The organism is Salinispirillum sp. LH 10-3-1 (genome assembly GCF_030643825.1).
Taxonomy (GTDB): domain Bacteria; phylum Pseudomonadota; class Gammaproteobacteria; order Pseudomonadales; family Natronospirillaceae; genus Salinispirillum.
In genome coordinates this window covers 1,076,821-1,091,247 of record NZ_CP101717.1, presented here as the reverse complement: position 1 = coordinate 1,091,247, position 14,427 = coordinate 1,076,821, and the positions used below count along the sequence as shown (strand labels likewise).

At 54.1% G+C, this 14,427-nt stretch carries 10 protein-coding genes; 4 read left to right on the top strand and 6 right to left on the bottom strand.

Features of this window, described 5'->3' with window-relative positions; all coding sequences use genetic code 11:
* Positions 1-15: 15 nt before the first annotated feature.
* Complete coding sequence (rimO, locus tag NFC81_RS04870) at positions 16-1,332, bottom strand: 30S ribosomal protein S12 methylthiotransferase RimO (RefSeq protein ID WP_304996411.1); 1,317 nt, start codon at positions 1,330-1,332, stop codon at positions 16-18.
* 132 nt (positions 1,333-1,464) lie between these two features.
* On the opposite strand from rimO, the gene yeiP reads away from it, so the two are divergent.
* Positions 1,465-2,031, top strand: a complete 567-nt coding sequence (gene yeiP / locus NFC81_RS04865) for an elongation factor P-like protein YeiP (protein ID WP_304996410.1) — start codon at positions 1,465-1,467, stop codon at positions 2,029-2,031.
* Between the two features lie 141 nt (positions 2,032-2,172).
* Here the strand turns inward: yeiP and NFC81_RS04860 are convergent, their stop codons facing one another.
* On the bottom strand, positions 2,173-3,681 hold the full coding sequence (locus tag NFC81_RS04860; protein ID WP_304996409.1) for a peptidoglycan DD-metalloendopeptidase family protein: 1,509 nt from the start codon (positions 3,679-3,681) through the stop codon (positions 2,173-2,175).
* Between the two features lie 102 nt (positions 3,682-3,783).
* Here NFC81_RS04860 and NFC81_RS04855 point away from each other — a divergent pair, with 102 nt between their 5' ends.
* The 3 genes from NFC81_RS04855 to NFC81_RS04845 all read left to right on the top strand — a co-directional run bounded on the left by NFC81_RS04855 (position 3,784) and on the right by NFC81_RS04845 (position 9,975).
* Positions 3,784-4,989 (top strand): acetate kinase, encoded by a 1,206-nt coding sequence (locus tag NFC81_RS04855; protein ID WP_304996408.1) that lies wholly within the window; start codon positions 3,784-3,786, stop codon positions 4,987-4,989.
* A gap of 30 nt (positions 4,990-5,019) precedes the next feature.
* Positions 5,020-7,152, top strand: coding sequence for a phosphate acetyltransferase (gene pta / locus NFC81_RS04850; protein WP_304996407.1), 2,133 nt, complete (start codon positions 5,020-5,022; stop codon positions 7,150-7,152).
* Positions 7,153-7,344: 192 nt separating this feature from the next.
* Positions 7,345-9,975, top strand: coding sequence for an EAL domain-containing protein (locus NFC81_RS04845; protein WP_304996406.1), 2,631 nt, complete (start codon positions 7,345-7,347; stop codon positions 9,973-9,975).
* A 9-nt stretch (positions 9,976-9,984) separates the two neighbouring features.
* Here NFC81_RS04845 and NFC81_RS04840 read toward each other — a convergent pair whose 3' ends face one another.
* From NFC81_RS04840 to gspD, 4 genes are all read right to left on the bottom strand, one after another.
* A complete protein-coding gene (locus tag NFC81_RS04840; RefSeq protein WP_304996405.1) occupies positions 9,985-10,773 on the bottom strand; it encodes a class I SAM-dependent methyltransferase in 789 nt (262 codons plus the stop codon).
* Entirely contained in the window at positions 10,763-11,434 is a 672-nt protein-coding gene (tsaB, locus tag NFC81_RS04835; RefSeq protein ID WP_304996404.1) for a tRNA (adenosine(37)-N6)-threonylcarbamoyltransferase complex dimerization subunit type 1 TsaB, read from the bottom strand. Before tsaB ends, NFC81_RS04840 begins: the two co-directional genes overlap by 11 nt.
* Complete coding sequence (gene adk / locus NFC81_RS04830) at positions 11,434-12,087, bottom strand: adenylate kinase (protein WP_304996403.1); 654 nt, start codon at positions 12,085-12,087, stop codon at positions 11,434-11,436. The genes tsaB and adk overlap by 1 nt, the downstream gene beginning before the upstream one ends.
* A 377-nt stretch (positions 12,088-12,464) precedes the next feature.
* Positions 12,465-14,420: a type II secretion system secretin GspD gene (gene gspD, locus NFC81_RS04825; RefSeq protein ID WP_304996402.1), complete on the bottom strand. Its 1,956-nt coding sequence runs from the start codon at positions 14,418-14,420 to the stop codon at positions 12,465-12,467.
* Positions 14,421-14,427 lie beyond the last annotated feature (7 nt).

Genomic DNA, 14,427 nt, shown 5'->3' with positions numbered 1-14,427 from the left:
GGACAAAAGCCCGACTTATTCAACCAAGTGTGCCCACAGGTCATACTCATCGGCTTCTTCTATCACCACCCGCACAATATCACCTACTTGCAGGTGCGTTTGATTGTCTAAGAACACCTGGCCGTCAATCTCCGGCGCATCGCCCATGGTGCGGCCTACAGCGCCCTCTTCCACCACTTCGTCGATGATGACGTCCATTTCCTGACCCACCTTCAACTGCAAGCGTGCGGCGCTGATGCGCTGCTGCACACTCATAAAGCGGTCGTAACGTTCCTGTTTGATGTGCTCGGGTACGGGATCTGGCAGGTCATTGGCGGCGGCACCGGTTACCGGTGAATACTGGAAGCAACCTACGCGGTCGAGCTGCGCTTCTTCTAAGAAGTCGAGCAGCATTTGGAAGTCTTCTTCGGTTTCGCCGGGGAAGCCAACAATAAAGGTCGAACGCAAGGTCAGTTCAGGCACTTGCTCGCGCCACTTCTTGATGCGGTCCAATACTTTTTCGCTGTGCGCGGGGCGCTTCATCAATTTCAGAATACGCGGACTGGCGTGCTGAAACGGAATATCCAGGTACGGCAGAATCAAGCCGTCGGCCATCAAAGGAATGATCTCATCGACGTGCGGATAGGGGTACACGTAATGCAACCGCACCCAGGCGCCCAACTTACCCAGCTCCACACAGAGTTCAGTCATGCGGGCTTTTACCGGCTGGCCGTCCCAGAAACCGGTGCGGTATTTTACGTCGACACCGTAGGCTGAGGTGTCTTGTGAAATCACCAGCAATTCGCGGGTGCCGCTTTCCACCAAACGTTTGGCTTCGTTCAGTACGTCACCAACCGGGCGGCTGTCGAGGTCACCGCGCATAGAGGGAATGATGCAGAAGGTGCAACGGTGGTTACAGCCTTCTGAAATTTTCAAATAGGAATAATGGCGCGGTGTCAGCTTGTATCCGGCAGGCGGCACCAGGCTGGTAAAGGGGTCGTGCTGGGGCGGAATTACCTCATGCACCTGCTTGACCACGGTTTCGTAAGCGTGCGGGCCAGTAACGGCCATTACGTTGGGGTGCACTTGACGAATTTCGTCTTCACGCGCGCCCAAGCAACCCGTCACCAACACTTTGCCGTTTTCTTTCAAGGCGTCACCGATGGCGTCCAGAGATTCCTGCACGGCACTGTCGATAAAGCCACAGGTGTTCACAATGACCACATCGGCGTCGTGATAACTCGGCACAAGGTCGTACCCTTCGCTGCGCAGTTGCGTGATGATGCGCTCTGAATCAACGGTGTTTTTAGGACACCCTAAAGAAACGAAACCGACTTTGCCTTGCTGGGTCATGCTGTTGTGCCTGTACGAAAATTAAACCGGGGCGCCGATTGTACGGAGCTGGAATAAAGGTGCAAGCAGTATGGCTTTTTTCTGCCGTTCCGCTATATTTCGCGCTTTCTCACCTGCACGGAAATAAACGGCATGGCAAAGGCGTCAGAACTCAAAGTCGGTTTTGTGGTAGCGGTCAACGGGGGTCAATATCAGGTCCGTAACATTGATATCAAAGCTCCTTCGGCGCGCGGTGCCTCTACCCTGTACAAAGTCACGTTTAATCACCTGATCACCGGACAAAAATGGGACCATACCTACAAAGGCGACGACATGCTGCCTGACGTGGAAGCCATGAATAAATCCGTGCAGTTCCTCTACCGTGACGGTGATTTCTTCACCTTTATGGACATTGAAGACTACAGCCAGCACCAGATGTCGGCAGACGAACTGGACGAAACAGCAGACTGGCTGCACGATGGCATGGAAGGCTTGGTTGGCTTGTTCGTCGAAGAAAAGCTGGTCAGTATCCAATTACCGCAGTCGGTTGAAAAGGAAATCATTGAGACATCACCGGCCATGAAAGGAGCCAGTGCCACTGCGCGCACCAAGCCAGCGAAGCTAGCCGGCGGGGTGGTGATTCAGGTGCCGGAATATGTGGCGCAAGGGGACATAGTAAAAGTAAATACGGGCACCCGAAAATTCATGGGTCGCGCTTAAAGCTACTGCGCTCTTCCGCCCGATGACCTTGATAAAATCCGTAGAGCGGGTGTTTACACCCGCGACAATTTGGCAGGTGTGAACACCTACCCTACAGCACTAAAGCGCCTGCCCTACCCCACTATTCACTCACATTTTCGGCTATTCGCCGGCAAGTTCGTCTTTCAGGAAATGCCCATACCGCAGGAAGGATATCACCTCCGCCTGTACGTCACGGTTGTTCATGATGAACGTATGCCCTGCCGGTACGACTTTGTGGTCTTTCATGGTCAGCAAGCGAGTGGACTCCACACTGACCTTGCCATCGTTCGCTGTCTCTTCAAATAAGCCGTCGAACCAAGGGTCGGAACTGCGGTCACCGGCCAGAATGCCCACCGGTATGGAGATCGGTGGCAGTTGATTGGGCAGGCTCTCGGGCGAGGTACTCAGCTGCCGCGCCGCTGGCCCCATGATCTGCTCAAAAATACCCGGCCACTGTTCCAAGGTATCCACAATTTCACTGCCTTGATTCGGCGGTGCCAACATGACCACCCGCCCGTCCAGCTCATGGCTGCTGTAGGCCAGGTAATAGCGCGCCAGAATGCCGCCTAAACTGTGAGTCACAAAATGCACCTGCGACTTGCCTTCCATGCGTGCCTTTTGCACCGCGCTAGCGACGTAAGATGACAACATCTGTACTGTTTCGTTGCGCGACGGGTAGTTCTGGTTGCAGACGCTGAAACCGTTGTCCAGTAAGGCGTCCGCCATGGCGTTCATGGAGCGCGACGTCCGACCAAGACCATGCAACAAGATCACCAGCTCATCGCCCGAGCCCTTAATCTCACACACGTCGTCCATGGCTGGCACCCAGAGTGCCGGGTCGATGCGGACACCGTTCCAGTCCATCCGCCAGTCTAGGTGAGGCCCGGTAGAGCGCCCGGTGGAGCCCACCAAGCCAATGACGTCCCCTTGTCGCACCCATTGGCCTTCTTGTACTTTCAGATCTGACATGTGTAAAAAGGAGGAAGTGAGGCTCTGCCCGTGATCCATCAAGATGGTTTTGCCGGACAGAAAGAGATCATCCGCCAAGGTTACTCGGCCGTCGGCTGGCGCCAGTATGGGTGTACCCGTTGGCCGCGCAATATCGATACCCCAGTGCGGCGTTGAGGGTTCCCCGTTGTACCAGCGTTGACTGCCATACACGCCCGTGATACGACCGTACAGTGGCCATGCAAAGGGCATGGTGACTCCGGTGTTGTCTGGCGTGACGGACTGGCGAGCTTTCGCCAGCGCGGCTGAGTCACGCTGCATGCGTTCCCACTCTTCCGGCGAGGGGTCCAGTGTTCTAGGCGGTACACCTTCAACACGCTGTTCCAGGTAACTGCGCGACGCAACCGGCAAACTCCATATTTTCGGCTCTTCGTAGGGCAACTGGCGCTCTAGGATAATGTCGCCCGATTCATTACGCCCAAAGCCCACCAGGGTTCTTGGCACACTGATCTCGATGGGTGAACCATTGAGTTTCAGGGTTGAGCCTTCCGGGGTTTCTACCCACAAATAGCCCCCGGACTTCAATTGCCCAAACCACATCGACTCTTCTGCCACAACAAGCGACGCCAATGCGGTAGCAAAGAGTAAAGAAACGACAGACAAGCGTTGTACAAACTTCATTGTATTTCGTCACCGGATAGTTCAACTGTTAGGTGTTACACTATTAATTCAGTATAACTTCATTTGGTTACGTGCCAACAAAAACCATGGGATCAGGTTCTTATGACAGCTTCATTAATTCTGGTGATCAACTGTGGCAGCTCCTCCATCAAATGTTCGTTGTTTGATCACGAACAAGATCACGAAATTCTATCCGCCTTGGGTGAACGCATCGGCAGCACCGAAGCCACTCTAAAGTGGACCCACGACGGCAAAAAACACACCGTAGACCTTGGCCAAGCCGACCATCAACAAGCGCTTGGCAAGGTAATTGAAGCCATGCAGTCGGTCGGCATCAAACCGCAGCAGTTGCTCGCGGCAGGGCATCGTGTGGTACACGGCGGAGAAGCCTTCAGTGCGTCCGTGGCGATTACCCCAGAAGTACTGGCGACCATCGACCAATTGGCCAATTTGGCGCCACTGCACAATCCGGCCAATGCGCAAGGTATTCGCGCCCTGCAAGCGCTGTTTCCAGACCTGCCGCAGGTCGCGGTCTTCGACACCGCCTTTCACCAGTCCCTGCCAGCCGCCGCGTACACCTATGCGCTGCCGTATCATTTCTACTCTGAGCTGGGTGTGCGTCGTTACGGCTTTCACGGCACGTCACATCGCTACGTCAGTGCAGAGGCGGTGAAACGCCTCGACCTAGACCCAGACGACCACCGTATAATAACAGCACACTTAGGCAACGGATGCTCGGCTTGCGCGGTAAAAAACGGGCAAAGCCTAGATACCACCATGGGTTTGACGCCGCTGGAAGGCCTAGTAATGGGCACGCGCTGCGGCGATATCGACCCCAGTTTGCACGAATTTTTGGCACGCCGACTCGATCTCTCACTGCAAGATGTCACCGCCATACTGAACAAAGAAAGTGGCCTCCTGGGCATCAGCGGCTTGTCCAACGACATGCGCACCTTAGTGCAAGCCGCCGACGACGGACATGTACAAGCCAACCTGGCACTGGAAGTATTCTGCTATCGTTTAGCGAAGTCCGTGGCGGGACTGGCCGTTGCTACCGGCGGCATTGATGCGCTGGTGTTTACCGGCGGTATTGGCGAGAACGCCGCCGGGGTGCGTGAACGCGTAGTCACCCAGCTGCATTGGCTGGGGCTCAACCTCGACGTTACCGCCAACCTGTCACACGGGCGCGATCAAATGGGGTTGGTCAGCACCACGCATGAACCGGCGGTAATGGTGATCCCAACGCGCGAGGAGTGGATGATTGCACAAGATACGCTCACCCTGTCGCAGACACAGTGGGATCAGTAACGTCCGTACTCAGTAGAGGAACTACCAAGCATGCAAAACTCCTTCTTTCTCGCGCCGACGGGCGCTGGCACCGGCCTCACCTCGGTGAGTCTGGGCTTAATACGCGCCATGGATCGACTGGGCGTCCGAGTAGCCTTTTGCAAGCCCATTGCGCAGATTCAAGGTGGTGACGACGGCATTGAGCGTTCGACGCATCTCATCCAACAAACCACAGGTTTGCAAGCAGCTACCCCCCTGAGCCTGTCCTACGCGCAGCAACAGCTGGCAATGGGTAATCGTGACAAGCTGATGGAGGAGGTGATTCATATTTATCAACAGTCGGCACAAGACGCCGACTTGGTGGTGGTCGAGGGCTTAGTACCACTACCGAACGAGAATTACCTCACCCGTTTGAACATCGAAATCGCCAAAGCCTTGGATTCCTGGGTTATTTTGGTGGCGGCGAAAAATGAACTTCGATCGAGCGAACTGAATCAGCGCATCAGTATGTCGGCCAGTGTATTTGGCGGCTCCCAACATCCCAAGGTGCTGGGTTGCATTCTTAACAAGGTCGGTGCTCCACCGTCGGCGTTGCAGCACGTACGCGCGCTGGATGGTGATGAAGACGACTCTGGGCGCCAACTTTCCAATGCTGAAATTCGCGCGAAACTACCGGTTTTTACAGACAGCTTTCAACTCCTGGGAGCCATTCGTTGGAACCCCGCTTTAGTAGCGCCCCGCACCAGTGATGTAGCCGACTATTTGAAAGCAGAGTACATGAATCAAGGGTTTGCCAGTGAACGACGGGTCAGCAGCATCACGCTGTGCGCCCGCACCATGCCCAACATGCTGCACACACTGAAACCGGGCACCCTGGTAGTGACGCCCGGTGACCGCGAAGACATTTTCTTAGCCACCTGCATGGCAGCGCTAAACCATGTGCCTTTGGCGGGCATCTTGTTTACCGGGGGGTTAAAGCCCGCAGAGAATGTTATTGAACTGTGTCGTGCGGCTTTGAATACCGGCCTGCCTGTGATGCTGACCGAGTCGAACACCTATGGCACCGCGCAATGGCTCGACAGCATGAACAACGAGGTACCGGCTAACGACATTCCGCGTATGGAGTTGGTGATGAATGCGGTAGCGGCCTCGTTGGATGCTGACCACCTTGCGCGCATGGCTCGTGTTGAACGCGAAAAACGCATGTCACCGCCCGCCTTCCGGCACTACCTAATGAAGCGCGCCCAAGAAGCCCGCAAGCGCATTGTATTACCGGAAGGCGACGAGCCACGTACTGTCCAAGCGGCGGCCTACTGCCAGCAGAAAGGTATCGCCCAATGCGTGTTGTTGGGTAACCCCGACACCATCCAACGTGTGGCTGAAAGCCAAGGCGTGCAATTGCCGAAAGAGATCGAGATCATTGACCCGGATCGAGTGCGCCACCGTTACATTGCTCCCATGGTCGAGTTACGCCAGCACAAAGGACTGACCGAGCCCATGGCGGAAGCGCAACTGGAAGATTCGGTGGTCATGGCGACCATGATGCTGGCGCTCGGCGAGGTCGACGGACTGGTTTCGGGTGCGGTCCATACCACCGCCAATACCATTCGCCCGGCCCTCCAGTTGATCAAAACCAAACCGGATGCGGCGCTGGTTTCTTCAGTCTTCTTTATGCTGCTGCCCGACCAAGTGTTGGTTTATGGAGACTGCGCGGTTAACCCCGACCCGAATGCCGAAGAACTGGCCGACATCGCTATTCAATCCGGCGACTCGGCGTTAGCTTTCGGAATCGAGCCACGCATTGCCATGATCAGCTATTCAACCGGTAAAAGTGGTTCTGGTCAGGATGTCGAAAAAGTCCGCGAAGCCACGCGTATTGCCCAAGAGAAGCGCCCGGACCTGCTGATTGACGGCCCCCTGCAATACGACGCGGCCGCCATTGCCAGCGTCGCGCAGAGCAAAGCTCCGGACAGTAAGGTAGCTGGTCGCGCTACGGTGTTTGTTTTCCCCGATCTGAACACCGGCAACACCACCTACAAGGCTGTGCAGCGCAGCGCCAATTTGATCTCTATTGGTCCTATGCTGCAAGGCTTGCGTAAACCGGTTAACGACTTGTCGCGGGGCGCTCTGGTTGACGACATTGTGTACACCATCGCGCTAACGGCCATTCAAGCCGCAGAATAAGGGTGCTGGGTAATTAATGAGCAATAAATTACACTCATTAATTACCCTATGTCTTATTAGGTTGCGCTATCTATCCGGTTCTACCATTATTAGAGTACAACACGGCGATCATGCTGGTGGCATCGTGTACCGATGTTCCCTGTAGGCCAATATTGGGTGAGTTCACTGTAACAGGATCAGGTACTGCTGTTGATGTCTGACATGAACAATCTGCTATCAAGTATCATCAGCCTAGTGGTGGCCACGTCGGTCTTTACCTTGGTCATTGCAGCTTGGCGCTATACACATTTGAGGCACATCAAGCCAGTCTCGTTTGGCCTGCTGATTCTCGCCATTTTGGCCAACCTGTACAGCATCCATTTACTGCGTTCGGGCCAAGACGCCATCCGTCAACGTGAAGTACAGCTGCAACTCAGCGAGGTAGTGCAGAAAATTGATTTAGTGGTTAGCAACCGCCAAATAGAAGTACGCGCGCTCGTAACCTATCTAGCGGACAACCCTGAGTTAACCCAACAAGATTACGAGAACTTCCTGCATCGTCTCCTACTCAACCCTGAGCTCTATACCAACGTTGCAGCCGCACCCGATCTCACCATTCAATATATTTTTCCCGTTGCTGGCAATGAGCCTGCACTGGGCCTGTATTACCCGAATGTCCCATCGCAATGGCCTTTTATCGAAACCATGCTGCAGACGGGGGAGCAGGTACTGATAGGCCCGATAAATTTAGCTCAAGGCGGGCGCGGGTTCATTATTCATGACCTAGTGAAAACGCCAGAAGGCAGCATATGGGGAGTTATCGCAGCGGTTGTACCCTTAGAGCGACTCTTGGGGTTCGCTGGCATCAGCCAGCTGGAAGATGACTTCCTCGTAGCCATCACTGCTGAATTTAGCAACGCACCTGGCGAACTAAGCCACATATGGGGTGAACCGCTAAGGGGCCAAGCATGGGTTGAACACCGGACCGACATTCCCAACGGCGCTTGGTTAATTCAACTGACCCCGCGTGAATCGACAGCACTGCCTTTTGTGTTGCAATTAACCATACACAGTATAACGATATTTCTGACCACACTGGCCATCTGGGTCACCGTCATTCTGGCGCGTAACCGCGCATCAACGGCGCACGCCATGCAGCGCTTAGAAACCACCGCATACATGCTGGATGAAGCCCAACGTATTGGCGGCATTGGCAGCTGGATTCGGCGCGAAGAAGACAACGAATTCACCCTGTCGCCACAGCTTGCCAAGCTATTGGGTAGCCGCCAGCAAATTTCCCTGACAGAGTGGATGCAATTCATTCCGCGCGAACAAGTACGCCTAGTTTCAGGGTTGATGCACGACATCCTTACCGGACGCCAAACCGAATTCAGTATTGAACACAATGTATTAACGCCCGAAGGCAAACAACTGACGGTGCAGCACAGCGCCGAGCATAAGCGACCTAGCGCGGGAACCACCGCTCAAGCGGTGGGCACGCTGTTCGATATCACCGCCAAAAAAGAAGCCGAACATCGCTTAGAACGCCTAGCCTACTACGACACGCTGACGCATACGCCCAACCGCTACTTCTTTAAGTCAGAAATGGAAAGATTACTGGAAAAGCACCAGCGTGACCGGCAGAAATTAGCGCTCCTGCATATCGATCTGGATCATTTCAAGGTTATTAACGATTCACTTGGCCACCATATCGGCGACGAAGTGCTACGCATCACCAGTGATCGTATACGTGCCGCTCTGCACGACCACGACGTGCTGTCGCGCACCGGTGGCGATGAGTTTATGGTGGCTGTGCCTGATGTCACCGACAGTGACGAAGCCTGTCAGGTCGCAAAACGCATACTGCAAAAGTTCTCCACGCCAATGTCCATTCAAGATCATGAGATTTTTAGTGCGGTTTCCATTGGCATCGTTCTCTTCCCGGATCAAGCAGATACCTACGAAGATATGTACCAACGCTCCGATCTCGCGCTTTATCGCGCCAAAGCATCCGGGCGAAATCGCTATCATCTGTATTCAGACTTCTTGAGCACTGACTTTCAACGCCGCACGAGCCTGGAACGGGCTATGCGCTCAGCGTTGCAACGCGGCGAATTTCATTTGGTCTACCAACCCAAGATATCTGTAAAAACCGATGAGATCGTCGGTATAGAGGCGCTACTGCGTTGGCAGAGCCCACAATTTGGCAATGTCGGTCCCGACGAATTCATTCCAATCGCCGAAGAAACCGGGTTCATCGTGCAACTCGGCAGCTGGGTGATGAATGAGGCGTTCCGAGAGTTTGCTACCGCCCGCGAAACCTTGGCCGCGGATATTACGCTATCCATCAACCTATCGCCGCGCCAGATTCAGTACACCGAACTCGAGCACGATATTCGCCATGCCATGGACATTCATGGCATCACTGGCAGGGAATTGGAGCTGGAGATCACTGAAACCTTCATTATTCGTGACCGTTTGCAATGTGAAGCTTTTATGCGGTCGTTGTCGCGTATCGGCGTCGGCTTTGCGCTCGACGACTTCGGTACGGGGTACTCCAACCTCGCCAGCTTGCGTAACCTACCGTTGTCAGCGCTGAAAATAGACAAGTCCTTTGTGCAGGATACGGAGTTTGATCAGGACGACCGCATCATTGTCGAAACAATGATTCAACTGGGCCATAACCTAAGCTTGGCGGTGGTAGCGGAGGGCGTTGAAACGGAAGGCCAGCGAGAAATATTGCGTCTAGCCGGTTGCGATGAATTGCAAGGGTATCTGTTTTCAGCCCCGGTGGTCATGGAAGAGCTGATTCGTTCGTTCAGCGTCATCAAGCAACGCCCTTAAACAGGCGCTTTATACAGCAGTGCTTTGTGCCGTGAGTTTTCGCAGCGCATAGACATCGAAGCGGTTGGCCTTACCCGACAGCTGATGAGAGGGCTCTTGATCGAGTAAACAAGGCGCTAACCGGGGACGCTTGACGACCACACGACTCGCCCCAGACGCCAATGCCCACGCCAGCAATGCGGAACCATCGTCGTCGGCTCCGACCAAAGCATGAAAGCTCTGCATATCGACCTTCACTTTGGCCGCCTTAGTACGCGGCGGAAACATAGGATCGATATAAACTACCTGCGCGACCAACGGCTTCGTGCGGTAAAGCTCCGGAGCCGACCCAAATTGCAGCTGCATCCGGCTTAATATCCGTTGTAGGTCAGCATCTTCTGAGTGCGTCGCGCGATAGATGCCATCCTGCAGCAAAGCATGCACAACAGGATGACGTTCCACCATGGTCACCGCAGCGCCCAGAAAGGCCAGTACAAAGGCATCTCGCCCTAAGCCGGCCGTTGTATCAAGGATGTGCAGTTCGCGCAGCTGATGCAGCCCACAGGCCTTTGCGACGTCCTGTTGCACGCCACCCCCATAAAGCCTTCGATGGGCGAGCGCCCCCGCGACGAAATCGACTTTTAACGGATTCACTTTGCCAAGCTGCAAAGGCTGGAGTGCCAACCCGTCGGCAACCACCAGCTGAAAGTGGTCCTCCGCATGCGGTTGACTGCGCAGTGGTAAGTCGTCGGGAAGGTCTATGGCGTGGCTGTCGGCGTATGCCTGAGCCACCGGGTGCAACGCAACCTTAACGGCCATGCGTAACCTGATCACGCAGATAAACAGGCTGCAGAGCGTCGGGTGGTTGCCAAAGTGCAGCGCCGTCTTGTTGCAGTAAATGCGCGGCGAATGCCGCTGCCGTGGCCGCTCGCGGCAATGACAGCGCTACCAGCGATGAGTGCTCTGCCAGTATTGGCAATTGCCAACCTGCACCAATGCGTCCGACGGTGTGGTCGGCCCATACGTCCAGCTCAGCGGGTGCGAGCAGTTGCTCATCAGCCAATACGGTTAATTTGCCGTTTAGCCAGGCGTATGCTGCGTAGTAAATTTCACCCATGCGCGCATCCATGACCACTTGCCAACGCTCTTTTCCATGCTCGGCTTGCACACCCTGCCACGCCAAGACGGCTAGCGTCGACAAAGGCAGAACCGGCAATTCGGCTGCGAAGGCCAACCCTTGGGCTGCACTGACGCCCACACGAATCCCAGTAAAGCTACCCGGACCGCGCGTACACACCAGGCCATCAAGATCACCCAATTGCAGACCGGCATCATTCAACACTGTTTCAATCATGGGTAACAAGCGCTGCGTGTGCGAACGCTCGGCTATTTCATAGATTTCCTCAACCACGGCTCCGTCAGCCCATAACGCTACTGAGCAGGCTTCGGTTGAGGTATCAAGGGCAAGCAATCGGGTCATTAACTGAGACTGGCGAAGATTTTACGAGTGATATCACTGACCGAGCCTACACCTTCAATGTAGTTGTAAGCCGGTGAGTTATTCGGTTCTTTCTGTGCCCAGTCTTTGTAGTAGTGCACCAAGGGCTCGGTCTGCGAGTGATAAATTTCCAAGCGCTTACGCACGGTGGCTTCCTTATCATCTTCACGCTGAATCAGCGTATCGCCCGTTTCATCGTCTTTACCCGCTACCTTAGGTGGGTTGTACTCAACGTGATAAACCCGACCAGAAGCTTCATGAATACGGCGTCCACTCAGGCGTTTAACGATTTCTTCGTCTGCCACATCAATGTCCACTACGTGGTCGATGACAACGCCGCTGTTCTTCAAGGCTTCAGCCTGTGGGATGGTGCGTGGGAAACCATCGAACAGGAAGCCATTCGCACAATCGTCTTCTTTAATGCGTTCCTTAACCAAGGCAATGATGGTGTCATCGGATACCAGGCCGCCGGACGACATGACTTCTTTCACCTTCAAACCCAGAGGGCTTCCGGCTTTCACTGCCGCACGCAACATATCGCCCGTAGAAATTTGGGGGATATTGAATTTTTCGCAAATGGACTGCGCTTGTGTACCTTTACCGGCGCCGGGAGCACCTAGAAGAATGACACGCATGAGACACTAACTCCTGATTTTATAATACGAATTCGGCTTCGCTGTGGCGAAAATGGCATAACCTTAACTGCCTTACGAAATATTGACAAGCTGACTCGCAGTAAGCAGCGCAAATAGTGACTATTACAAAATTCATGTATGCCAAGGGGCTCGTGTGTTACCTGCCCTGCCCGGCAGTCGCACAGAGCAGTAGCAGCAATCGCTTATTCGCAGGCAAAAAAAAGCCCCGCTCAGCACGCAGCTGGCAGGGCGTCAATCAGCAAGAGAGTCAAAACGGGGCCCATTCTACTCACAGAGAATCGAATGAAAACCCCACCCATCATCACAAATACTTGCTGATGCGCCCCACTGTAATCAATTCGTTACAAAGACCAAATTTACTGAGTTTGCTGGCCTCTGTATAGCTGGTCGAACGTTGGAGGTGCAACTCGGCTATCAAACTCGGTGCCCGTTGGACCAAAGCGCAATTCCCATATACCCAAATAACGATCCATGGCCATTTCCGTCACTCGTTCGGTAACAATGGTCGGACGAATGATCACCAGCAAATTCACCTTCTCGTTGGACTGCTGCGTGCTGCGAAACAAGAATCCAATGATCGGCAAATCACCCAACAGAGGCACCTTACGTTCTGTTTCCGTTACACGGTCTTTAACCATACCACCTAGAACGATGGTGTCACCATTGGCGACTACGACATTAGTCTGAATTTGACGCTTTGAGGTCAATCTTTGCAAATCAGCACCACCAGCAATCAGTTCTTCGGTCACTTGGTTGATCGCCAGACGCACCATTTCGTTCTGTTGAATATGCGGCTTCACAGTAATTTCCGTCGCCACGTTTTCCCGCTGTATGGTGAACGGATTATCCGGGTCACGCGACGTTTGAAAGGGTACCGTTTCCCCGACCAGAATACGTGCTTCTGTGTTGTCCATGGTCATGAGATAAGGGGTCGATAACAAATTGGTGTTCGAGCGTGTCTCTAAAGCCTGTACGATCGCGGCGAACGACATGTTACTGCCTGGAATCGCCAAGCCGCCCGCGACGCCTTCAGTACCGGCAAGCGGCAGAGCGGCTTGACCCAAGTCGCCGGTCGAACCAGCAACCCCTACATCACCAAGCGACACGCCGGAGCCCGGAAAGTTACTGCCAATAAGACCCGGCGGCAGGCCATTGTTTCCCTGCGATACCAGCCCCATCTGCACGCCAAATTGATCACTGACCGTACCACTGACTTCGACAATGGCTGCCTCGATCAATACCTGGGCACGGGGAATATCGAGCTGCGCAATAATACGCTTAATCTCCGCCAGCTCATCTGGCTCGGCTCGGACAATCAACGCATTCAGCTCTTCGTCAGCCAGAATAAATAGGCCTGAATTAGGGGGCGCTGAAGGCGCTGAACCACCACTGCTGCCACCTGAGGTGGTGCCCGTACGCACTACTGAGGCGCCACCAGGATTAAGGCCCTTCAGCAACTCCGCCATTTTACCTGCGTCACCGTTGTTCAAAAAGATAACTTCCGTATTACCACGGCGTTGCTGCGACTCAACATCAAGACTCAAAATCAAACCTTCAACATAATCCAGCACACGAGGCTCGCCGCGCAAAATCAGACGATTCGAGCGCTCATCGGCCACCAGCCGCAAGGTGCCAGGCATACCATTACTGGACGCTTGGCCGCCCGCCGCCAGTTCATCAGGCAATAGGGTTTGCAACAACGCGATGATATTACCCACCCAGGCATGGCGCAGCTCTACCATACGAATATCACTATCTGCAGTCACATCGATGGTATTTAGAATTTGCTCAATACGAGCAATATTGTCGGCATGATCAACCAGTATGATGGCGTTGGTCGACGGAACCCCTGACATATGACCGTACTTTGCTCCGATCGGACGAAGAATTGGAATCAACTCCATCGCCGAAGCATGCTGTAAGGTAATAACACGGGTGATGAAATCATCGTTGATCGGCACCTCGCCCTGTACCAGAGGGCCAGTGATCTGCTTGGCGTCGTTCACCGGGATCACGTGCACTTCGTTGCCACGCTCAGCTACGGTGAAGCCCTGCATCTTCAATACAGCTAAAAATACTTCGTAGATTTCTTCGGCATTGAGTTCATCGTCGGAGATGATGGTGACCTGTCCACGCACACGGGGGTCAAGAATGAAGGTTCGGCCAGTGATACTTGCTACCTGGTTGATGAATAGAGACAAATCTGCCTCTTTCATGTTCACTTGCCAGGTGTCTGCTTTGGCTTGCCATGCCACCATACTCAGCACCAGCACAAAGACTGCCTGCTTCACCCATGCGCGCATTGAATTCATACTCACC